This window comes from Paenibacillus sp. J22P90, assembly GCF_059692195.1.
Window position 1 is genome coordinate 519,580 of the sequence record NZ_JCAUAY010000005.1, and the last position, 22,541, is coordinate 542,120.

The 22,541-nt window shown below is 43.2% G+C and carries 22 protein-coding genes and 1 other annotated feature; of the genes, 16 read left to right on the plus strand and 6 right to left on the minus strand.

Going from position 1 to position 22,541, the window contains the following annotated elements; translation table 11 throughout:
- Nucleotides 1-8: 8 nt before the first annotated feature.
- The 8 genes from AC58UX_RS19905 (at nt 9) to AC58UX_RS19940 (ending at nt 6,060) form a co-directional block, all read left to right on the plus strand.
- On the plus strand, nt 9-545 hold the full coding sequence (locus AC58UX_RS19905) for a GNAT family N-acetyltransferase (protein ID WP_497255820.1): 537 nt from the start codon (nt 9-11) through the stop codon (nt 543-545).
- Nucleotides 532-723, plus strand: coding sequence for a hypothetical protein (locus AC58UX_RS19910; RefSeq protein ID WP_497255822.1), 192 nt, complete (start codon nt 532-534; stop codon nt 721-723). The genes AC58UX_RS19905 and AC58UX_RS19910 overlap by 14 nt, the downstream gene beginning before the upstream one ends.
- Nucleotides 724-943: 220 nt before the next feature.
- Complete coding sequence (locus tag AC58UX_RS19915; RefSeq protein ID WP_497255824.1) at nt 944-1,432, plus strand: SRPBCC family protein; 489 nt, start codon at nt 944-946, stop codon at nt 1,430-1,432.
- Between the two features lie 235 nt (nt 1,433-1,667).
- Nucleotides 1,668-2,480, plus strand: coding sequence for a sugar phosphate isomerase/epimerase family protein (locus tag AC58UX_RS19920; RefSeq protein WP_497255826.1), 813 nt, complete (start codon nt 1,668-1,670; stop codon nt 2,478-2,480).
- 121 nt (nt 2,481-2,601) lie between these two features.
- On the plus strand, nt 2,602-3,021 hold the full coding sequence (locus AC58UX_RS19925; protein WP_497255828.1) for an HIT family protein: 420 nt from the start codon (nt 2,602-2,604) through the stop codon (nt 3,019-3,021).
- Between the two features lie 109 nt (nt 3,022-3,130).
- Nucleotides 3,131-3,356, plus strand: a binding site (T-box leader).
- 47 nt (nt 3,357-3,403) lie between these two features.
- Nucleotides 3,404-4,216 (plus strand): class I SAM-dependent methyltransferase, encoded by an 813-nt coding sequence (locus tag AC58UX_RS19930; RefSeq protein WP_497255830.1) that lies wholly within the window; start codon nt 3,404-3,406, stop codon nt 4,214-4,216.
- Between the two features lie 4 nt (nt 4,217-4,220).
- Entirely contained in the window at nt 4,221-5,489 is a 1,269-nt protein-coding gene (locus AC58UX_RS19935; protein ID WP_497255832.1) for an NUDIX hydrolase N-terminal domain-containing protein, read from the plus strand.
- Between the two features lie 49 nt (nt 5,490-5,538).
- Nucleotides 5,539-6,060, plus strand: coding sequence for a YfiT family bacillithiol transferase (locus AC58UX_RS19940; RefSeq protein ID WP_497255834.1), 522 nt, complete (start codon nt 5,539-5,541; stop codon nt 6,058-6,060).
- A 390-nt stretch (nt 6,061-6,450) separates the two neighbouring features.
- Here AC58UX_RS19940 and AC58UX_RS19945 read toward each other — a convergent pair whose 3' ends face one another.
- Entirely contained in the window at nt 6,451-7,008 is a 558-nt protein-coding gene (locus AC58UX_RS19945; RefSeq protein ID WP_497255836.1) for an NADPH-dependent FMN reductase, read from the minus strand.
- A 417-nt stretch (nt 7,009-7,425) separates the two neighbouring features.
- Nucleotides 7,426-8,319 (minus strand): LysR family transcriptional regulator, encoded by an 894-nt coding sequence (locus AC58UX_RS19950; protein WP_497255838.1) that lies wholly within the window; start codon nt 8,317-8,319, stop codon nt 7,426-7,428.
- 406 nt (nt 8,320-8,725) lie between these two features.
- Between AC58UX_RS19950 and AC58UX_RS19955 the strand changes: the two genes are divergently transcribed.
- A complete protein-coding gene (locus AC58UX_RS19955; protein WP_497255962.1) occupies nt 8,726-11,167 on the plus strand; it encodes an MASE4 domain-containing protein in 2,442 nt (813 codons plus the stop codon).
- 56 nt (nt 11,168-11,223) lie between these two features.
- Here the strand turns inward: AC58UX_RS19955 and AC58UX_RS19960 are convergent, their stop codons facing one another.
- Both AC58UX_RS19960 and AC58UX_RS19965 read right to left on the minus strand, forming a co-directional pair.
- A complete protein-coding gene (locus tag AC58UX_RS19960; protein WP_497255840.1) occupies nt 11,224-11,703 on the minus strand; it encodes a hypothetical protein in 480 nt (159 codons plus the stop codon).
- Between the two features lie 68 nt (nt 11,704-11,771).
- Nucleotides 11,772-12,659, minus strand: coding sequence for a LysR family transcriptional regulator (locus tag AC58UX_RS19965; RefSeq protein ID WP_497255842.1), 888 nt, complete (start codon nt 12,657-12,659; stop codon nt 11,772-11,774).
- Nucleotides 12,660-12,765: 106 nt separating this feature from the next.
- Here AC58UX_RS19965 and aroA point away from each other — a divergent pair, with 106 nt between their 5' ends.
- From aroA to AC58UX_RS19990, 5 genes are all read left to right on the plus strand, one after another.
- Complete coding sequence (gene aroA / locus AC58UX_RS19970) at nt 12,766-14,109, plus strand: 3-phosphoshikimate 1-carboxyvinyltransferase (RefSeq protein WP_497255844.1); 1,344 nt, start codon at nt 12,766-12,768, stop codon at nt 14,107-14,109.
- A gap of 20 nt (nt 14,110-14,129) precedes the next feature.
- Nucleotides 14,130-15,185, plus strand: coding sequence for a chorismate synthase (gene aroC, locus AC58UX_RS19975; RefSeq protein WP_497255846.1), 1,056 nt, complete (start codon nt 14,130-14,132; stop codon nt 15,183-15,185).
- A 121-nt stretch (nt 15,186-15,306) separates the two neighbouring features.
- On the plus strand, nt 15,307-16,356 hold the full coding sequence (selD, locus tag AC58UX_RS19980; protein ID WP_497255848.1) for a selenide, water dikinase SelD: 1,050 nt from the start codon (nt 15,307-15,309) through the stop codon (nt 16,354-16,356).
- Between the two features lie 13 nt (nt 16,357-16,369).
- A complete protein-coding gene (mnmH, locus tag AC58UX_RS19985; protein WP_497255850.1) occupies nt 16,370-17,419 on the plus strand; it encodes a tRNA 2-selenouridine(34) synthase MnmH in 1,050 nt (349 codons plus the stop codon).
- The gene (locus AC58UX_RS19990; RefSeq protein WP_497255852.1) at nt 17,397-18,518 is read left to right on the plus strand and encodes a cysteine desulfurase family protein; all 1,122 of its coding nucleotides are present in this window, start codon (nt 17,397-17,399) and stop codon (nt 18,516-18,518) included. The genes mnmH and AC58UX_RS19990 overlap by 23 nt, the downstream gene beginning before the upstream one ends.
- A gap of 62 nt (nt 18,519-18,580) precedes the next feature.
- Here AC58UX_RS19990 and AC58UX_RS19995 read toward each other — a convergent pair whose 3' ends face one another.
- Together AC58UX_RS19995 and AC58UX_RS20000 are read right to left on the minus strand one after the other, a co-directional pair.
- Nucleotides 18,581-19,240 carry an S-layer homology domain-containing protein gene (locus tag AC58UX_RS19995; protein ID WP_497255854.1) on the minus strand — a complete coding sequence of 220 codons (660 nt, stop codon included), beginning with the start codon at nt 19,238-19,240 and terminating at the stop codon, nt 18,581-18,583.
- A 126-nt stretch (nt 19,241-19,366) separates the two neighbouring features.
- Nucleotides 19,367-20,206 carry an AraC family transcriptional regulator gene (locus AC58UX_RS20000; RefSeq protein WP_497255856.1) on the minus strand — a complete coding sequence of 280 codons (840 nt, stop codon included), beginning with the start codon at nt 20,204-20,206 and terminating at the stop codon, nt 19,367-19,369.
- A 120-nt stretch (nt 20,207-20,326) separates the two neighbouring features.
- Here AC58UX_RS20000 and AC58UX_RS20005 point away from each other — a divergent pair, with 120 nt between their 5' ends.
- Together AC58UX_RS20005 and AC58UX_RS20010 are read left to right on the plus strand one after the other, a co-directional pair.
- Nucleotides 20,327-21,328: a glycoside hydrolase family 130 protein gene (locus AC58UX_RS20005; RefSeq protein WP_497255858.1), complete on the plus strand. Its 1,002-nt coding sequence runs from the start codon at nt 20,327-20,329 to the stop codon at nt 21,326-21,328.
- 148 nt (nt 21,329-21,476) lie between these two features.
- Complete coding sequence (locus AC58UX_RS20010; protein ID WP_497255860.1) at nt 21,477-22,541, plus strand: ABC transporter permease subunit; 1,065 nt, start codon at nt 21,477-21,479, stop codon at nt 22,539-22,541.

A 22,541-nucleotide genomic window follows, 5' to 3' on the forward strand; every position in this document is an offset into this window, starting at 1 on the left:
AGGGTGTCATGATTACGCTTCGAAATGTAACGAAAGCTGACGCTGAGGCGTTCTGGAAATTGCGATTAGAGGGGCTGCGCCTGCATCCTGAGGCTTTTTCAGCTTCCTATGAAGAGTCTGTCTTACTTACGGCTGAAGGTGTACTAGAACGCATTTCTGAGAGTGAGGAACGTTTTATTGTCGGTGCTTTTCATCAGGACGATGGGCTTGTTGGAGTAGCAGGATTCGGCAGAGAAAAAACATTGAAATTGAAGCATAAGGCCACGATATGGGGCGTTTATGTTACTGAAGCGTACCGAAAACAAGGTGTGGCTAAGCAAATTATGCAAACGATCATAAGGCGAGCAGAGCAATTAGATGGGCTTCGGTTGATCCTATTAACAACTGGCGTAACGAATGTCGCATCGAAGAAGCTCTATCACTCGCTTGGTTTTAAAACCTTCGGTGTTGAGCCGAAATCCATGTACGTGAATGGTACTTTTTTGGATGAGGAATTTATGAGCTTGGAGTTGGAGGGTAGAGGAAGCGATCGTGATGCTGTCTAAGGAGCGATATGCTTTAGCACGTGATTATCTTCTGAGTCAGGCGAGAGAAATTGAGAAATCTATGTTTCTATATGTGTTCGAAAATGGAGATCCGGCAGAAGTCGTCGCCACGCTTACAGCATATCAGAACGATGATCAGGGGTTCGGGCACGCGCATGAGCCATCCCGACGGACTTAGATGCAATCATTCAAAATCAAGGCCAGGATGGTACCTGGGAGCCTAACTGGACGTGGGGCAGATTCGAAGACGAATGGCAGCAAGCGAAGGCCGACTGGAAGGGATATATCACGTTGCAAATGTTGATGACATTGAGGGCTTTTGGTCGGATTGCGTTGGATTAAAAAAGGGATATCGAAGGATAGTAAGAGGATGAAAATAGGAAAGGGAGTATGAGGTCATGATTAAAAATGAAGCGTTTCTCACGTATGAACCTGGAGGTCAGCAGCTGAGTATGACACGTGTGTTTAATGCGCCGCGAGAGCTTGTGTTTCAAGCATTTACAGATGCGAAGCTAATTGTGGAATGGCTTGGACCACGAGGTCTGACCATGGAACTGGAGACATTTGAGCCGAGAAATGGCGGGAATTGGCGTTATATCCATCGCGATAGCAACGGGAACGGGTTTGCTTTTCGCGGTGTGTTTCATGAAGTTACTGAACCTGAACGGATTATTCAAACCTTTGAGTTCGAAGGACTTCCAGAGAAGGGACATGTAATCCTAGAGACAGCTAAGTTCGAAGCGATGGATGGCGGTCAGACCAAATTAGTGATGCAATCGGTGTTTCAGTCAGTCGCAGATCGGGATGGCATGCTGCACTCCGGTATGGAGCAGGGGATGCAAGACTCCTATGAGCGGTTAGAAGAGCTTTTGGAGCGAATGAAGTAAGATAGAGGAGCAGGCGCTGATGTGGCCTGCTTTTTCTATTGAACAACAAACCATTATATTAATTAATGACATTAATAATTAGTGTAGTGAATCGTTTTGCTGGAAGGAATAATCGTAGAAAATAGCACAATAAGACATCTATCTGCGTTTTCGAATATGGTGATTGCTCGATGACTTTGATACGATACTCCAAAACAGAAGTTTGGAAGGGATGGAAGCTATGCCATTTTTATCATTGACGAGTTGGAGTTTGCATCGGAATTTGGGGCCTTTGCGGTGGACACGCTGGGATGAGAGCAATCGCACACCATATACAGATGTGCAAGATCAGCCAGAGCTGCTTTCTTTGCTCGAGTTACCTGCAGTACTAGTAGGAAAGGGCTTTTCATCACTGGAAGTATGTCATTTCAATTTTCCAGAGACGAGTGAAGCGTATTTACTAGCGTTGAAGGAGGCTTTTTCAGCAGCTGGGCTGCGCTTTTATACACTCCTAATCGAATACGGAGATATCTCTAGTGCAGATGAGCAACGCAGACAAGCCGACCTTGCATGGATTAAAGAGTGGATTGATGTCGCGGCATTAGCAGGCGCCGAAAGAGTGCGAGTGATCGCGGGAGAAGCGGATCCAACTGACCAAGAAGCCTTGGCAAGATCGATAGCTTCATTGCGAGAGCTAGGACAATACGGTGCTGCGCATGGGGTGCGCGTTGTGACTGAAAACTTCAAATCCCTTTCCTCAACAGCGGATAATTGTCTAGCTATCATGGAGGGATGCGGCGAAGTCCTTGGGTTTACTTCTGATTTTGGTAACTTTAAAGGCACTGGAAAATTCAATGAGCTTGTTCGGACGATTCCGTACAGTGAATCCATCCATGCCAAAGCGCAAACGAATACCGAAGGATTGCTAGATGAACTTGAGTTTCTACGGTGCCTTGATATCGTCAAAGAGGCTGGTTATGAAGGACCGCTGACACTTGTGTACGATGGGCCAGGAGATATGTGGGATGGTATTGCACGTGTGAGGAAGTTGGCTGAGTTGTATTGTTAAGAATGACTCGGCAGCGTAATCCTCGATAGTTGTAAATGTGGTTGTTCTCTATGGTTTGAAATATGCTATGATACTAGTAAACATTCCCATTATTTTATCGCTAGAATAGGAGACTTCCACGATGAGCCAAGTATGTAATTACTGCAGCAAAAATGAGGCATTAATCAACCTGATGATTGAAATTGGTCAATTGCGTATTTCAACCCTGTACCTGTTTAAAGAACAAACGTACAAGGGGCGCTGTATTGTTGCCTTGAATGAGCATCAGACTGAATTTTTTCACTTATCACAAGAGAAGCAAGATGCCTATATGCGCGACGTGGCTCAAGTAGCTTCGGCGATTGAGCGTGCTTTTTCACCAGACAAAATTAATTATGGTGCATTTGGCGACACGATGCCGCATGTACATTTCCACATTGTGCCGAAGTATAAGGACGGTTACACTTGGGGGAAGATGTTCGAGATGAATCCTGCCGACAATAAGCAGCTGACGGAGCAGGAATATGCGGATATTATTGATCAATTGAAAGCTCATCTATAGCGTTAATGGGATCAGGCTTTGTGTTAGCTACAATGGTTGTAAAGAAAGAATTTATTGACAGGAAGTATTTGGGATTATAAACTTACATCACATTCAGTTCATTTCATATGTAAACGCAATGATTGGGACTAGTAAGGAACCCCTATTGTCCAGAGAGCTGTCGCTTCGGTGGAAGACAGCCAATAGATTCCCCAACTCACCCTTGAGCGGTAAGATCGAAGTGTCTAGTAGATCTTAACGGTTAACCTCCGTGAACGGGTCTCGAGGATTTGTATGTGTTATTTGGTGCAATCAAGAAGAGTGGTACCGCGATAGTTAGACCTGTCGCCTCTTTGTAGGCGATAGGTCTTTTTTGCATTTTCAAAACAGGGAGGGAAAACGAATGAAGAATGTGATTGATTACTATGCCAAGTTTGATGAATGGGGAAGATTAGATCGCGAGCCGATTGAATTTACGGTAAATTGGCACTACATGAAGAAGTATCTCCCCAGCTCAGGTCATATCCTAGATAACGGGGCTGGACCAGGGAAATATGCAATGGAAATAGCCAAACTAGGTTATGACGTGACCCTTTCGGATCTAACGCCAAATCTCGTCGAGCTCGCGAAAAATAAGGCAAGTGAGCTGGGCTTAGCAGATAGGTTTACTGGCTTTCATTCGTTAAATGCAACGCAGTTGCAAGGGATAGCAGATGAAACGTTCGATGCTTCGCTGATGTTGGGACCTCTGTATCATTTGCAGGAAGAAGCTGATCGCATTGCTGCGGCTAGAGAATTATACCGTGTGACCAAGAACAATGGTGTCGTGTTTGTCGCTTTTCAAAGCCGGATGCGGATGCTTCTAACCTCGTTGCTCTACCCCAATGCATGGAAACCGAATGACAATATGGCAGCGATCGAGCATTTTATAGACGGAGGCATTTTTAACCATACAGATGCAGGGCGATTTACAGGAGCTTATTATTACAATGTGGAAGAAGTGAAGCCTTTTATGGAGAGTCATGGGTTTGAGACGTTAGAGTTGATTGGCTCTTCCAATCTAGGGGCATTGATATCGCAGGAACAGAAACAATATTGGACGGAACGCGGGGAAAAGGATGAGTTGATTGAGCTTTTTATCCGGTTAGCCCGTGATCCCTCGATTCTAGGTGTTTCCTCGCATTTGTTATATATCGGGCGAAAAGTAGGAGCGTGAAGCGATGACGATTAAGGCTGTACTGTTCGATTTTGATGGGACGCTGGCGGATACGTTGCCATTATCTTTCTATGCTTTTAAATATGTTTTTAAAAAGTATGATGACCGTGATATGTCCACAGATGAGTTGATCGCTATGTTTGGTCCTACGGAGGATGAGATCATAGAAGGGAATCTTAGAACGAAGGAAAACGTACAGGCTGCTATTTCAGACTATTACTTGATTTATGAAAAAAATCATACCGCGGAAGTACAAATGTCGGACGACATGCTTCAGCTTCTCACGTATTTGAAAACCAATGCCATCAAAATTGGCATTATTACAGGAAAAAGCAGAAAAGCGTATGAGATCTCTTCGAAAGCTTTGAATCTAACGAATTATTTTGAAATTGTGATTACAGGTGATGACGTACAGAAGCCAAAGCCGCATCCTGAAGGGATTGTTGCTGCTTTGGATTTTCTAGGAGTCTCTCATGAAGAGGCTGTTTTTGTTGGTGACAGCAATGCGGATATTAAGGCAGGCAAGGCAGCAGGCTTGCGGACTTATGGTGTTCAATGGCTTTCAACCTATCAAAGCACACATTTTGAAATAGAGCCGGATCTTATTTTTACAAGTGTCGAACCGTTCCAAAAGCTGCTTAAGAATGAGCAAAATCAAGCTCTCAAATGGTTAGAATGGGCCAAGCAAATCCAAGCGATTGCTCAGACCGGCTTAACCTATTCCAAGGACGTTTACGATCTAGAACGTTTCCAAGCATTGCGGGAGATAAGTATAGATATTCTCGATACGTACACATTGGTGGGTAAGGACACAATTAGACTTAGCTTTGCTAATGAATCCGGGTATGCAACGCCAAAGGTTGATATTCGTGGTGTGGTTTTTGAGGACGATAAGATTCTACTCGTAAAAGAAAAAGCAGATGGCGCCTGGGCACTTCCAGGAGGATGGGCTGATATTGGGCATTCACCTTCGGAAGTCGCTGTGAAAGAGATCAGAGAAGAAGCCGGGTTTGATGTGGTGCCCGTGAAATTGCTCGCTGTTCTTGATAAAAAGTTTCATAACCACCCGCCAGAACCCTATCACATCTACAAAATGTTCATTCTCTGTCAAATCGTTGGCGGAAGTGCGATAAGCGGTGTGGAAACGAGTGAGGTGCAATTTTTTGGGGAAAATGAGCTGCCCGAATTATCTGCAGAACGGAATACGATCGCTCAGGTGAAGAGTATGTTTGATTATCTAAGAGATCCGAGTAAAGAGGTTAGATTGGATTGAACAATGGGTCGACAGGCTGCTGGTAAAATGGTGAGAGGAAGTTGTCAATTTGGAACAGTTACGTTATCCCATTGGGAGATTCGAGAGTATCAAGGATTCAACTCAAGCTATGCGAGATGGGTGGATTGCAGACGTTGCGGAGACAGCTAGCATCCTGCGTCTGACTATCGGCAACCTAAACCAGGAACAACGTTTGACCCCTTATCGCCCTGACGGCTGGACCGTTCAACAAGTCGTTCATCATATGGCAGATAATGATATGAATGCTTTTAATCGGTTCAAGCGAGCCCTTACGGAGGATAGCCCCGTTGCAAGCTCTTATCGAGAAGACTTATGGGCAGAGCTGAGTGATTATCAAGTGCCTATAGAAGCTTCGATTCAACTGCTGGAAGCGATCCATATTCGATTTGAAGCTGTGCTTCGTTCGATGAATGAATCTGATTTCTCGAAGACTTTTACGAGTCCTGTTCTTGGTTTACTGAGTTTGGATGTTGCGCTTCAACGTTTTGTTTGGCATGACCGGCATCACATTGCGCAGATTGCTTCGTTAAAGGAGCGGATGGGGTGGTAGGGGGACCTCAAAGCCATCTCCAAATAAATTAGTTGGAAAGTTGCAAAAGAGCATCTTTTAGCATCGAATTAACGGAGTATTCTGAAATGCTTGCAAATGTGCAACTATTTCTCCTGGAACATACCCATTTGATGCCAACTTGGCCATGTAGGATGCCATTTTGCACTAATTTGTTAATTTCTAGCCGTTTTCTACGAAAATAAGTGTACTATTGCATTTTTGAATATATTTTAGCTACATAATATATGTTATGTAAACAAAATGATGAGAAGCCCTAAACAGAATCGAATAGGCGATAATGTTCACCTTGCGTTTTGATGAAGTAGACTTAAAAAAGCTGAAATAGGTGAACCCTAAATCAGCTTTTTAAGCATTTTTAGCTAATATGTCTCATCGCAACGTCTTCAACGCCCCGCTCCAAGCAATCACTTGATCAAACATCGTGTTAGCAGCCGTTTCCTGACGCGGACCTGGCTTTAACACCGTGAAGTTCTCAAAATCAGTAAAGAGGGACAAGGTTACCTGTGCACGTACACTAGCTACATGCAGTTCACTCAGTATAAGCCTGAGGTTCTCAGCTGCACGAGCTCCGCCAGTACCACCACCATAGCTCACGATGCCAGCGGCTTTATCTTTCCATTCATTGAACAAGAAATCAATCGCATTCTTCAGCGCCGCAGGAACGGCATGATTATACTCCGGGGTTACGAAGATGTAACCATCGTAAGCACGAATGGCGTTCGACCAAGCAATCGTATGTTCCTTTGTGTATTTCATCATCATGGGTGGATGAGGTTCGTCATAAAGTGGTAAATTAAAATCGAGTAGATCGACGATCTCAAATATCGCATCTGTACGTTTAGTTGCCACTTCGTGAATCCACTGCGCGACGACTTCACCTCTGCGTCCTGGGCGAGTGCTGCCGAGAATAATTCCGATTTTTAACATGGTTATGGCCTCCAATAGGTTTCATCTATAAGAGTAGCATAACGTTTGAACGGAACTACGTGCAATTGAAAATACGGTTATAACAAATGTTTCCGCAATGGAAACGATTTGACTAGACAAAGATGGGTGGTTGATTTTTTATGAATACTTCCATATATTTCGTGATATTCTCAATCATTTTATTATTTGGTCTGTTATCGACATTTATAATCGGTTTTTCTCGTAAAAATCGAGAAGGGGATCAGTCCTATTTTCAAAAAACAGGTACGAAGTGGGTAAGGCTTACGTCTTTATATGTAATCTCCATTGCAGCAGGGATATTAGCATTATTGGCTTTCATTCGGTACTCAACGGAGTAGATATTGAAAAGGATCTCCAAATGTTGGAGATCCTTTTGTGTATGCGATGCGCGGCATCTTATGTAAATTGCGCTTTTACAAATTTCGAAAATTCTTTAGCTGTGTTGGTAATTTCATTCGCATTACTATGAACCGCCCACAAATCGCGATAGATATAATCGGGGTCTTTAAACGGAATAAGGATCAGCTTGCCGCTTGTAATATCGGGATGGCTTGAAAGAGTGAAATCATCCATAATGCAAAAGGCATGACCTCCCTTAATAGACTCTCTCACTAAGGTGCTATTATTTGAAGAGATAAAAACGGGGTTATCGGCAAGATTTGTTTTTTTGACCATTTCTTTATTTGAGATTGAGTCGAGCACGGCAATTTTTTCGTTTGCTAAATCACTAGAGGATAAGGAATCCCTGAATCGAAACCGAGAATCTTTACCAACACATACGCAAACATGACTTCGGTACAACCGTTCAATGACTATATGATCATTTAACTGATGTTTTAGTTCACTGTTTTCCCCGATAAATGCGAGATCAATAACCTGATCTTTGATATCTTCACAAATTTCTTGATGCAGTTTCTCTTGAATCTCGAGTTTAACATCGGGGTATTTTCTTTTAAAAGCGACTAATGCGTTATAAATAATATGTCCAAAAGTAGCAGAGAAAGCTATTTTGATATAGATGTCATTTTGACTTTTTAATTTTTTAATATCTTCGGTTAATTCTTTATATGTAATTTGCATTTCAAGTGACTTTGCTAGAACGATTTGCCCTTCTAGGGTTGGGTATGTTCCTTTACCAGTTCGTTGGAAAATCGTTATTCCTAGTTCCTTTTCAATAGATAAAATAGATTGACTAATGGCTGAGGGAGTTATGTGTAAGTTATTCGCAGCTTTTCGTATCGATTTTTCCTTAGCTACTTCTAGAAGATAGCCAATCTGTTCTATATTCATCGTCTCACTCCTCAACTGTTAAGTAAAACTAAGCAGAGTGTATAAATTTATTTGTTTTACTTTATTCCAATCAAATTATACAATAGTTCCTACAATGAAAATAGTTCTTTTGACCCATAAAATTGAATATTTAATAGTTTTTTCATTATATATTTGTCGAAAAATGTTGTAAAAAAGAAATTTTATTTACTCATTCAATTGTAGAGAGGGCAGACGAATATCATTATTCGTTCTGCCCTTCATTATTGGTTATTCCATGTAAGTAATGACGAAAAGCAGCTGAGAAAAACATGAAGGAGTCCTCAAGATGCCCATGCAAGATCAAGAAGCTTTAAAGCCACTTACTCTAATTTCCTATGAAGTGATCCCCGCACACCGAAAAAATGCAATTTCCCTGGTCATAATTATGTGTTTACTCTTTTTTGTAACCATACCTCTCACTGATAAAACATTGATTGAAAATCCTTCATTTCTACCTATTGTTCTGTTTGCAAGTATATGTTTTGAACTCATCACTTCGTATATCTTTTTACAGCAATTTCGAATTAACCGGATACCATCCGTTCTTGTGCTTTCCTCGGCTTACTTATTTTCCGCGCTGACTACAACGGCTTATTCATTAAGTTTCCCCAATTTATTTTCCGACGAAGCTCTATTAGGTACAGGTCTGCAGACCGCTCCCTGGATGTATTGTATTTGGCATGGTGGATTTGGTTTCCTGATGTGTGTATATGTACTCGTTTCTGTAAGTAAGGTAGACAAGGTGATGAGTAAAGAAAAGACAAGACTGTGGTCTATTTTAATGGTTCTTATGACTATTACATGCGTAGTTTGCATGACTTGTATAACGACTATGTTTCATAACGCGTTGCCTGTCCTAGTCAGGAATGACCGTGTAACGCTATTTTTTGCTCTGGGGCCAGGATTGGTTGCGACGCTGCTTATCTTAGCTGCTTTGTTGGGTCTCATCATCAAGACACGGATCAAAACCGTTGTGAATTTATGGCTTGCGGTTGCTGTCTTTGCTTTTTTACTCGACATCCTTCTTTCTTTATATCTGGCTGATAGTCGATTCAGTACCTCTTGGTATATGGCAATCGTAAATAGTTTCATCTTCGCTAGTATTATGCTTGTTGTGCTGATTGTTGCTTTTAATCGAATGTATTACAAGTTGGTTGAGTTATACATACGCGTTATCAAGTCAAAGAACCTAATTGAATTTAAAGAGCAAGAACTTGAGATTAACAACGCAAAGCTGGTTGAAGCCAAAAAAGCTGCAGAAATGTCTAGCCACTCCAAGAGTGAGTTTCTAGCTATGATGAGTCACGAAATCCGTACACCGATTAATGCGGTTATGGGGCTGAATTATTTGTTGCAGCAATCTAATTTATCCCCTCAGCAGAAAAATTATGTGGATAAAGCAATCTCCTCGGCACAAAGCTTAATGACGTTAATTAATGATATCCTCGATTTTTCGAAAATTGAGGCGAACAAAATTGTCATTGAACATACCGACTTTGATTTGAATGAGGTACTTAAAAACATTTTAGATATGATCGGTTTTATGGCGTATGAAAAAGGTTTGGAACTGAGTATTTCAATGCACGAGGACGTTCCACAACAACTGAATGGCGACCCATTCAGGCTTAATCAAGTATTGCTCAATTTAGCGAACAATGCTGTGAAATTTACCGACAAAGGGACAATAGCGATCTCCGTTGAGGTTGTTTCTAAAGAGGAGGAAGGGGTTACACTTCGATTTAATGTTCGTGACACCGGAGTCGGCATGACAATGGAGCAGATGGCGCATTTGTTCCATGAATTTACACAAGCGGATATGTCCATCACTCGTAAGTATGGCGGGACAGGGCTTGGACTCGTTATTAGTAAGAACCTAGTCCAGCTAATGGGAGGCTCCATTGACGTCGAAAGCATTCCCCAAGAAGGGAGCTGTTTTTCCTTTACAGTTCAATTCCGGCTTACTCAGTCACCTATGAACGAGAAGACATTCTCCATGTTTCAGTCATCGGTATCTCATATGAGAAGTAAGGGAACCGACCAAGATTCGAGCGACAACTATGCTAATTTTCGAAATGCTGCCATTCTATTGGTAGAGGACAATGAAATAAACCAGCTGGTTGTGAAAGAATTGCTAAGTGAGGTTTTCATGTTAGTGGACATTGCTAATAATGGCGAGGAAGCGATCCAGCTCGTTCAAAATCGGCGATACGATGCGATATTGATGGATTTGATCATGCCCAGAATGGACGGTTACAAAGCTACGGGGTCCATTCGAATGTTAGAGAATGGTATGGATACGCCCATTATTGCCATGACCGCGGATGCCATGAAAGGTGTGGAGGAGCTCGTACTGGCCGCGGGGATGAATTCTTATATTACCAAACCGTTTAATCCCCTCAAGTTAATCAATGAACTGAGTAGGTTCATTAAGATGTCACCTCTTCATGAAGAAACAATAGCTGCTAGTATCAGTAACCCGCTCGAAAGCGTGGCGGTCCTTGAAGTTGATGAAGCCATGAGTCGTTTAGGTGGGAATTCCAAGTTATATCTTCAGATTTTAGGGAAATTTGAGATTAATCATGCTCATACCGTAGATGAAGTTCGGGAGTCCGTTCGATTAGGGAATCGAGAAATAGCAATTCGGATCTCCCATACGTTGAAGGGGTTAGCTGCTACGATTGGTGCCAATCCGTTATTGATCGCTGCGGAGAAGTTAGAGGAAGCACTCAAGCATAAGGAAATGGAACTTCTCGAAAGTCATTTAACGGAAACAGATCAGGAATTAGCAGCAGTACTCGAAGCGATTACACAGTATCGAAGCAAGTAAAGGAAGCAAGAGGAATAGGAAAAGGCTGCTGACATTAAATGTCGGCAGCCTTTTCTTCATGCGTGTGCAGCTGGGAATGCGTTAATTTTAATAAAGTGAATTTGCAATGAACCAAAAAATGCTTTCCCTTGATTGTAATGCAGCTCACATTTGTACCCATACTCACAAGCAATGGCTTGCAATGATTTGAACCCTGGGAGCGCTCTGACCATGGTCGTGATCTGCTTCGTGATATGGTTTGGTAATTTCATAACCATCGTAGAGGCATTAATCCCATCAACAACGGAAATGAAGCTAGGGAACTCGGATTTCTTGAGAAGGGAGAGGTTCATATGATCCTCAGCAATTTGTAAGATTTCCTTGTTCAACCGATTTAAATTTAAGGTCAAGTTTTTATAAAAGTAAATGCCATGTCCAATTTTATTCGTCAAAGGGTTTAACCGTTTTTTCCATTTCAACACTTTTGCTTCCCAATAAGACTCTAGTTGTTCAATGAACGTGTGCCAGTTCTTTCGTGATGTGAAAAAGTTTTTCATTCAACTACTCCTTAACCATATTAATTAGTACATCTAAATAAGACGCAGGAAAAGGGGAAATCGTTCAATTATGATAATTTAGCTTGTAGAATCTCCATAAATCCTTCAGCCGCAACCGACAAGTTCATATCGCTGCGAACAGCCAAGCCTATACTTCGCGGTGGAAGAGAGTCAACTATTTTAAGCTCAAAAAGTGTGCCTGATTGAAGCTCTTCCTGTACAAATGACCGACTAATGAAGGCAGCTCCATAGCCTAACCTTGCGAACTCCGCTAGGAGATCAATATTCCCTAATTCAATATCTGGTTGCACCTCGAATCCTTTAGAGGCAAACCATTTATCGATGAACACTCTGGTGCTGCTGCCAGGAGATAATAGGATTAACGGAAGCTCGGATAGTTCTTGCGTCGAAAGCGTTCGATTTGCTACTTCTTGGTAATCTTTCCCAACTACAAAACAATCCTCCAGCACCGCTAATGTTTGAATGGAAAAGTCAGAATTTTCTATCGGCATGTGCACAATAGCGCAGTCGATTTCGCCTTCTTTTAAGCGTTTCGTAATCTCGTTCGTTTTCCCATGTGAAAGTCGAATGCGGATTCCTGGATATTTCTGATGATATGCATTCAATTGAGGGAGCAGAAGATGTTTAATGAGGGAATCACTAGCCCCAATTCGAAGCTCACCTTGATGCAATTGTTTAAGATTTTGTAGGTGCTTCTGTCCTGAATCCAGCATGGCAAATGATTGCTCCACATAGTCAAAAAGCGTACGTCCTTCTTCTGTTAGCTCTACACCTTTCGATAGCCGATGAAATAATTTCAGTCCGACAGCTTCTTCTAATTGCTTAATAGCGTAGCTTACGGAAGGTTGCGTAATATGAAGTTCTTGCGCAGCTTTCGTTAGATTCTGGCATTTAGCCGTATGTAAAAAAATGCGATACCATTCTAGATTCATCATTTGGTATAGATCACCTCTATGGCATTATATTAAAAATCCAATTTCATTTATTTCAATCCTCTCATTATAATTGGATTATACAAATAATTCAAAAGAGGTGGAGCAAATGGCGATGCAGCAGCCTGATTGGGAAGCTCGTTCCCCGTGGTCAACGAATAAGGCGAAAGAGGTACAGATTAGTCCTCCAAAATCCAACGTAGCAGCAACCATCCGAGTACCTGGGAGCAAAAGCTTGACGAACCGCGCGTTGATTATCGCATCTTTAGCCGAAGGTAAATCTCAACTCCATGGCTTATTGAAAAGTGATGACTCCTATTGGTGCATTGACGCACTAACCAAACTTGGTGTGTCTGTAACCATTGATGGAGAAACCGCCTTTGTGGAAGGTTGTGGAGGGAACTGGCCCCATCCATCTGGTGAGCTTTACATGGGAGCAGCAGGTACGATTGCTCGTTTCTTGCCTGCAGCTTTGGCTATAGGAAATGGCGATTGGACGATAAAAGGAAGCAAACGATTAAGTGAGCGGCCGTTAGCGCCGCTGCTGTCTGCGCTTTCCAGTATTGGTGCTGGTTTTGAATATTTAGACGAAGAACATCGGTTGCCCTATAAACTTCAAGCGTCTGGAATAAAAGGGGGAAATGTAAGCCTGCCCGGTTCAACATCCAGCCAATTCATCAGTGGACTTTTATTAGCAGCACCCTACACGGAAACTCCGCTTACCATTCAAATTGAAGGGGAAATCGTACAAAGGGATTATGTGCAAATGACCATCGATATGATGACTGCTTTTGGTGTCACACCGCGAGTTTCCGAGGACGGTCAATCGATCCTGGTTCCTACCGGGAAATATCAAGCACAGACATTCCAACTTGAGCCTGATGTATCGACATGTTGTTACTTCTGGGCTGCAGCTGCGCTGACAGCAGGAACTGTACGAATTGAGGGGATAAATGCGTGGACGACAAGTCAGCCAGACATTGAGATTTTAGATGTTTTGGAGCAGATGGGCTGTACCGTAACACGAGGCGATACGTTTGTAGAAGTGCAGGGAACTAAGCATCTCAAAGGCGGATTCACATTAAGTATGAAAAAATGGTCAGATCAAACGTTAACACTCGCCGCTTTGGCTCCTTTTACTGATGGACCGATTACGCTAACCGATGCTGCACACATTCGACATCATGAATGCGATCGCATCGCTGCCATTTGTACAGAACTTGGCAAGCTCGGCATTCACGTAGAGGAGCATCAGGATGGTTTAACGATATATCCGGGGCAACCGGTACCTGCTTTGGTAGAATCACATGACGATCATCGGATGGCCATGGCGTTGTCTTTGATTGGATTAAGAGTGGCAAACATACGAATTACCGATCCAGGCTGCGTATCCAAAACGTGTCCAGGATATTTTGAGCAATTGTCTGCGCTAGGGATAGAAATAAATTACTGAAATAGGAGGCATAATTCCATATGGCAGGAAATACTTTTGGTGAAATTTTCAAGATTACTACGTTCGGGGAATCACACGGAGCAGCCGTAGGCGTTATCGTGGATGGTGTAACACCTGGTGTTGAGATTGATGAAGCGTATATTCAAAAACAGATGGATAGGAGAAAGCCAGGTCAATCCTCGGTGACTTCTCCACGGAAAGAATACGATAAGATTCACATCTTATCTGGCGTTTTCGAAGGAAAAACAACAGGTACACCGCTATTTGTCACCCTTTATAATCAGGATATGAAGCCGGAAGCATACAATGATATTCAGCACTCTTTTCGACCTGGCCATGCAGACTTCACATATTTGCAGAAATACGGAATTCGGGATCATCGGGGGAGTGGGCGAGCTTCTGGAAGAGAAACTGCGGGCAGAGTGGCTGGCGGAGCAGTAGCTAGAAAGTTATTAGAGCAAAGAGGCGTGAAAGTGTTAGCCTATACTAGAGAGGTCGGAGGAATCGCATGTGAGACCTTCGATGAAAATGCGATTGAGCTTAATGCCGTTCGGGCGTGTGATCCAATTGCCGCAAACAAAATGATTGAAAAAATAGAACAATTAGCCGCAATTGGCGATAGTTGCGGAGGCATCGTGGAATGTCGCATTCGCGGTGTTATGCCGGGACTTGGAGAGCCCGTTTTCGATAAATTGGATGCAGAATTAGCAAAAGCCATGCTCTCAATCGGCGCTGTCAAAGGTATTGAATTTGGTGCAGGTTTCGCAGCAGCTTCGATGCTAGGCAGTGAGCATAATGATGAAATGGACAAATCCGGATTTCTAAGTAATCATTCTGGCGGCATTCTAGGCGGGATTAGTACTGGTCAAGAAATCATATTCCGAATTAGTGTGAAACCGACTTCTTCCATCTCGGTTACTCAGAAAACACTACACGTGAATGGAGAAGAACAGGACATTCGTACAGAAGGTCGACATGATCCTTGTATTTGTCCGAGAATTGTTCCTGTGGTGGAAGCGATGGTCTGCTTAGTACTGGAAGATCAATACAAGCGTCAAGCTGCAATGTTAGGATAGAGGAAGCTGCCGATCAATCGGCAGTTTTTTATTCCCCAAAAAATAGATATTGCTCCGCAAAATCGGTTATTATTAGTCTTAGATTCAATCCAATTCCCTTGCTGAAAGAAGGAAGAAGCCTATGACGACAACGGATAAAATTAAACTAACCTCCTATTCAACTAAAGGGGGCTGCGGCTGTAAAATTGGTCCAGCTGATCTATCGGAAGTGATCAAGAAATTACCGCCGGCTCTGCCAAATCCGAACCTACTTGTTGGGATCGACACAAGCGATGATGCTGGCGTTTATCAACTAAGTAAAGATCTTGCACTCGTGCAAACGGTAGACTTTTTTACACCTATTGTGGATGATCCCTATTCGTTTGGACAAGTAGCTGCCGCGAATGCGATTAGTGACATTTATGCCATGGGAGGTAGACCATTAACGGCATTAAATATCGTAGCTTTTCCGATTCGTACGTTGGATAAAGAGGTATTAGCTGATATATTACGCGGTGCTGGAGATAAAATGAAGGAAGCCGGCATTACACTCGTGGGCGGCCACTCCATTGATGATAACGAACCTAAATTCGGACTTGCCGTTACGGGACTCGTGCATCCGAAAAAAGTGCGCACCAACGCGGGAGCGCTTCCAGGTGATAAATTGATTTTGACGAAGCCGATTGGTGTTGGTATTTTGACAACATCGATTAAGAAAGATCGATTGAATGAGGAGGAAGTCGCGCGAGTAACGCAGGTTATGGCCACATTGAACAAAACAGCTGCAGAAACGATGGAGCCATTCGATGTACATGCTTGTACAGATGTGACTGGGTTCGGGTTGATCGGGCACTCGCTTGAGATGGCCAAAGGCAGTGGGGTCGGCATTCGCATCACGGCTGACAATGTTCCTTTATTGCCGAGAGTTAGAGAATTGGCGGAAGAAGGATTTGTTCCTGGTGGCACTAAGAATAACTTTGCCCATGTACAGAATTCAGTTGCGTTCCCAGATACGTTGGATCAAATTGGTCAATGGATCCTATGCGATGCAGTTACATCGGGAGGGTTACTAATCTCTGTAGCTGGTGAACAGGCAGAGGAACTACTTAGTAAACTGAAGCTTGCTGGTGTCGAAGCCAGTATCATAGGAGAAACAACGGAAGAACATCCAGGTCATATCGTCGTCATGTAAAGGAGCGAGATCATTGTTTCAAGACATCAGCATAGAAGAGCTATTAGTGCTCCAAGACAAGAAAGAAATCGTCATGATCGATGTGCGTTCGCCTTCTGAGTTTCAGGATGCGACGATTCCCGGCAGTATGAATATCCCATTTTTCGATGATAACGAACGAGCTGAAATTGGTACGATTTACAAACAAGTCAGTGTACAAGCGGCTAAAGATCGTGGACTTGAGATTATTTCAGCCAAGCTGCCGGCGTTTGTTAAGACTTTTGACGCGATCAAAGAGCAAAAAGCTGTTTTTTGTTGGCGCGGCGGCATGCGCAGTCATTCATCAGCTACTGTACTTTCGTTAATGGGCATCCGTACCTATCGGTTGACTGGGGGTTTCCGTTCCTATCGCAGGTGGGTCGTCGATACGCTGGAGAAAATAGATTTTAAACCTCGTGTATGTGTCATTTCCGGGAATACGGGCGCAGGCAAAACAGCAATTCTAAGACGTTTGCAGGCTGAGGGTTATCCCGTGTTGGACCTGGAAGCTTATGCTGGGCATCGTGGATCTATCTTTGGACATGTCGGACTTCAAGCAAGCAATCAAAAGTCGTTTGAAGCTCATCTCGTTACAAGTCTTCTGAAATGGAAGGATTATCCGTATGTCATCATTGAGGGAGAAAGCAAGCGTATCGGAAAAGCGGTACTCCCTGACTTTATTTGTAACAAAAAGGAGACCGGTTCCCATTTTTATATAAGAATGCCACTTGGTGAACGTGTTCGTCATATTATGGCGGATTACCGTCCATGGGAAAATAAAGAACAATTGCTTCATGCCTATAGCCATATCAAAGACCGCATTCACACGCCAATTGCGAAAGAGATTGAAATCGCACTTCATGAAGATCAATTTGAGAAGGCCGTTAGCCTCCTGTTGGAGCATTATTACGATCCGCGATATGAACATGCTATGAACAAGTACGATCAAGAGATACATACAATAGACGTTACGAACCTAGATGAAGCTGTAGAAGCTGTTAAAGCTTACGTAGGAGGAACAGATGCGCATCTATCTCGACTATAATGCGAGTACACCGATTGCTCAAGAGGTTGTGGATGAAATGATGCCATTTCTGTATGGACATTACGGTAATCCATCATCTTCACATTGGGCTTCTGAAAAGCTTGATGAAGCGATCCAGCTTGCTAGACAGCGCATAGCACGCTTGATCGGGTGTAAAGCAAGGGAAGTTGTTTTTACCAGTGGTGGAAGTGAATCCAATAATCATGCCATTAAGGGCGCTTATTTTGCAAATAAGCATCGAGGCAATCACATCATAACGACGAAAGTCGAGCATCCTTCTGTTACGAATCCTTGTGTTTTTCTTGAATCTATCGGAGCTAAGGTTACATATTTAGATGTCGATGCGCAGGGGCTTGTGGACCTCAATGATCTTGCTGCAGCCATAACCGAAGATACGATTCTTGTGTCCGTCATGCATGCAAACAATGAGACGGGAACCGTCCAGCCAATTCAAGAAATTGCTGAAATCACGAGGAGTCGAGGGATCATTCTCCATACGGATGCGGCACAATCTGTAGGCAAAATTGAACTAACATGGGATGACTTGCAGGCGGATCTGCTCACCATTGCAGGACATAAGTTATATGCACCCAAAGGAGTAGGCGCTTTAATAATTAGAGAAGGCACGAAGATCCATCCCCATAATCACGGTGCTAGTCACGAAGCCGGCCGTAGAGCAGGCACTGAGAATGTGCCTTACATTGTCGGATTAGGGAAAGCGGCAGAACTGGCCAATAATCACAAGGATCAGTTAATGATGTTGGCATTAACAAACCTGTTATGGGATCGATTATCAACTGCTTTTCAAGATGGGGTCTTCAGGAATGGACACCCCAATAAACGATTGCCAAATACGTTAAACGTAAGTTTTTTGAATCGTATTGGGCAGGAGATTTTAGCTCTAATTCCGGAAATCGCTGCTACGACGGGTTCGGCTTGCCATACGGGAAGCAGTGCCATGTCGCCGGTATTAAAAGCGATGAAAGTGACTCCTGAAGCAGCCGCTGGGACAATACGTTTTTCGGTAGGGCGATATACTACGGTAGACGAAATTGAGCTAGCGAGTTCATTGTTAGTTGAGCGAGTAGGGAAGAAGTAAGGTTGCTTTTAAAAATGAAAAACAGACCCGTTCGTAATGAATGGGTCTGTTTTGTTTACTGTTTATTTTTGATGAGCCTTCAAATATTCAAGGGCATTATAAACTTCATCCGCAGCGTCAGCACGTGTAATTTCAGCTTTTGGATTAAAAGTACCCGCTGAATCTAGTTTGATGATCCCGTATTTTAGTGCGCGTTGAATTGAGCCTGAATAAGAAACATTGATTTGATCTGCATCTTTGATATCAACAACGACGGGGTTAATCAGCGGAAGATTTTTATGCACTTCGATGGTACGAACGAGAAGATGTGTGAACTCTTCACGTGTTAGTTTTTTATTCGGGGTGATGTCTTTAGGAAGATCGACATTGTTAACCGCCGCAATGATCAGCGTCTGCGAGTACCAAGCATCATTGGAAGCATTGTCAAAATAATCGCTGGCTTTGGGAGCTTTCACGAAATTAACCAAGTCTAAATTAAGCCCTAGTGCTTTTACCAGAAGTTTAGCGGATTGAGCCGCTGTAACCGACTCTTGTGGAGCGAATAAGTCTGCAGTCATCCCATCGACAATTCCACTTTGTTGCAGGGAAATGATTTTATCCTTGGATGCTACTTTATCTATGTCTGTAAATGATGTAGTAGCTGCAAAACTTTGACCCACAATTGCAAGTGATAATAAAGCAGTTGCTGCAGATAGTGTGATCGATTTCATCGTACGTTTCATTACAATTCACCTCATTTATTTTTTGTGTTACTGGCCTTTCAAGATCCATAACGGACATGTTGATGATAAGGTTGCAGCTACACTAAAATAAGTTACTATATTAATTTTTTGTAAATGAGCTGGCATTTATATTTTTGCGCGATAAGTTGTTGGAGAAATACCCACATGTTTAAGAAAATTACGACTAAAGCTGGCAAACGATTCGTAACCGACTTCAAAAGCTATATCCGTTACTTTCATCTCCGTACTAGACAACAAACTGCAGGCGTGCCGTATTCGAGTTTCTTGAAGGAGCGCGACGAAAGTGATACCGAGATGCTGAGATAATATTTGCGTCACTCTGGACGGATGGCATTGAAAATGAGCGCCAATCTGCTCCAACGTAAGCGGCTCCCGATAACGGGAATAAATGTAGCGCAGCATGGCCCAGGGTAGTGCCGTTTTGGGAGGAGGATCGGATAAGTTCGGCTGCTGCGCTTGATTCAAACGAAGTCTATGGAGAAAGGCTAAGATGCCTTGGAGCTCTCCTTTTAATAAAATCGGTTGCCAAATATCATCGGTATAGTGTTCATATTCGCGAAGCATGCCGTGGAGCTTATGTGTCATCCATTCAATTTGTTCATCGGTCAGGTCATAATGTGTTAGGAACGGATTGTTATCTGAAAGGAGTAACCGCTCAGCGGGGTCGCCAAGCAGTTCTATACCGAACATACAATTGAACAAAATTAAAGGACTGCCGGGATTCGCGGTAATTTCGTGTACTTGATAAGGAAGCAGCAGGGTAAAGGTGCCAGGTCTCATGGGATGAGCTTTACCGTTCACGGTTTCGTGTCCGCTGCCCTCTACGACCAAGGAGAATTCCAGAAAGTCATGACGATGACTGGGAAAATGCTGATCAACCCGATTTATGGATAAATGAAACGGGAACGATCCGATATTTGGATAATCTGATAAGTGTTTATTCATGGGAAATGTCATGAGAATCACAGCCTATTCAAGAAATGAGAGGTTTGTTCAAGGATTGATAGGAATCCTGAGCACACCTATTGTAACCTAAAGATAACGAAGAATGAAGGAGGAACTCTCATGACTTTAACCATCGGTTCATTAACGTCAAGCTCTGTTATTACCAGACATCCTGCCAATCCTATTCTAACGGCAGATTCCGTTCCTTATCCAACCGCGCTTACATTCAATGCGGGAGTAACGAAGTTCCAAGGGCAATATGTCATGGTGTTCCGCAATGATCACGGATCCGTCCAAAACCAGACATTGGAACCTTCGCATACTACGGATTTGGGGCTAGCATACAGCAAAGACGGTATCCATTGGGAAGTGCAGTCCCGACCATGTTGGAAGCTCTATGATGAGGAAATCACGCGAGTTTACGATCCTAGATTAACCGTGATGGATGGACGCGTCTATATGTGCTTCGCCGTAGATACACGTCATGGCGTCCGAGGCGGTATTGCTGTAACGGATGACTTTGATCGGTTTGAAATTCTTTCTATTTCAGCTCCGGACAATCGCAACATGGTCTTATTCCCTGAGAAAGTTAACGGCAATTATGTGCGATTAGAACGACCGTTCCCGGTGTATAGCCGCGGGGGAAGTGATCGCTTCGATATTTGGATATCTCAGTCACCTGATCTCAAATACTGGGGAGACACAGATCTACTATTAGGCGTGGAACATGTTCCATATGCGAACGATAAAATCGGACCAGCAGCACCGCCGATTCGAACATCCAAGGGATGGCTGACAACGATCCATGCCGTGGATATCGATGCAAACCGAGGCAAGAATGGTTGGGAGCCAACGTGGAAAAAACGCTACACTGCGGGCATTATGCTTTTGGATTTAGATAACCCGAAGAAAGTAATCGGTCTGTACAAAGAACCGTTATTGGCACCAGAGGTTCATTATGAAACAGACGGCGGATTCCGGAACGATGTTATTTTTCCAGGGGGCATGATTTTAGAGGATTCTGGCGAAGTGAAAATCTACTATGGGGCTGCAGATACGGTTGAGTGTTTGGCAACCGCTCATGTGGATGATTTGGTTAGGCTGTGTTTGGAAGGGAAGTAAATGTTAATATTGTCAAAAACGCATTGCCGAAGCGGCAGTGCGTTTTTTTTGTATCCTCCATGTCACACATTAAAGTCCTCAATTGTCATATCAACATCAAAATAACGACTAAGTCATTATCTCACATCTAGAAAGGAGTCTGATCCTATTGAGAATCATCATGAAGTGGGGATTGCTTAGCCTCTTTACCATTGCAGCTGTCTTTCTGGTGAGCAATATTAGCAAAGCCTTCATCTATGAGGCGCCTGATCTGTTGCGGATTAACATTAACTCTGAATCGACGATTGACGAAGTTGTTTCGCAGCTTCCTGAAAGTACGATCTTCGATGCGAGTCAACGCATTCTCAGCGTACCTTATGGCAGAGTCGACGAATACGGGAAGCTTGCTGTCCTAATTCCCGGCGTTTCTCTTCCGAGAGCTGTACAGCTGGAGAAGCCAGAAATTTCGATTCGCTACTATTTGTTTTTCCTCAAGGACATTTTACTTAACTACGCGCATGGCGATTTAGGCTTGATCCGCACTGGAAAATACGAAATTCAGGTAAATAAGATTTTAAAGGAAACAATTGTTCGTACTTGTATTTATCTAGTACCGGGTCTGATTGCTGGAGTATTGTTGTCCACTTTATTATCCCTAGTTGCTTCGATGTGGCGGGTGATAGGGCGATTGTTAGATTCGATCCATGCGTTACTAAGCGGCCTGCCAGACTTTCTCTTAATCATTCTCATCCAGCTCGTGTCTATTTATTTAACTCGTTTGACTGGAAGAAATGTCATACTTGTCGCGCATTACGGCAATAACATTCCGTTTACGATTCCTTTTCTTGCGATCGCTTTAATTCCCGGCGTGTTGATTTATGGAACACTGCGGCTCGCAATCGAGCGAGAGATGAAGCAAGATTACTTCACGACAGCACAAGCCAAAGGATTGTCCAAACGGGAGGTATTATTTCAACACGTTATCCGAAACATCTTGGAGGATCTATTGATGGTGTTACCCAAAGCGACGACCTTGGCGCTCGCAAGCATGGCGGTGGCGGAAGCCATGTGCGATATTCTGGGGCTCGGGGGATACATTGTAAGTCCCAGAATGCAAAACATCAGCGCTACTCCGATCTTTTGCATCGTGCTTGGCATTTTGGCAATGATTCTTCATATCACATATGCTTTACTCAGCAAACTCTTTGTCGTGCAGATAAAGGAGAGTGCATGA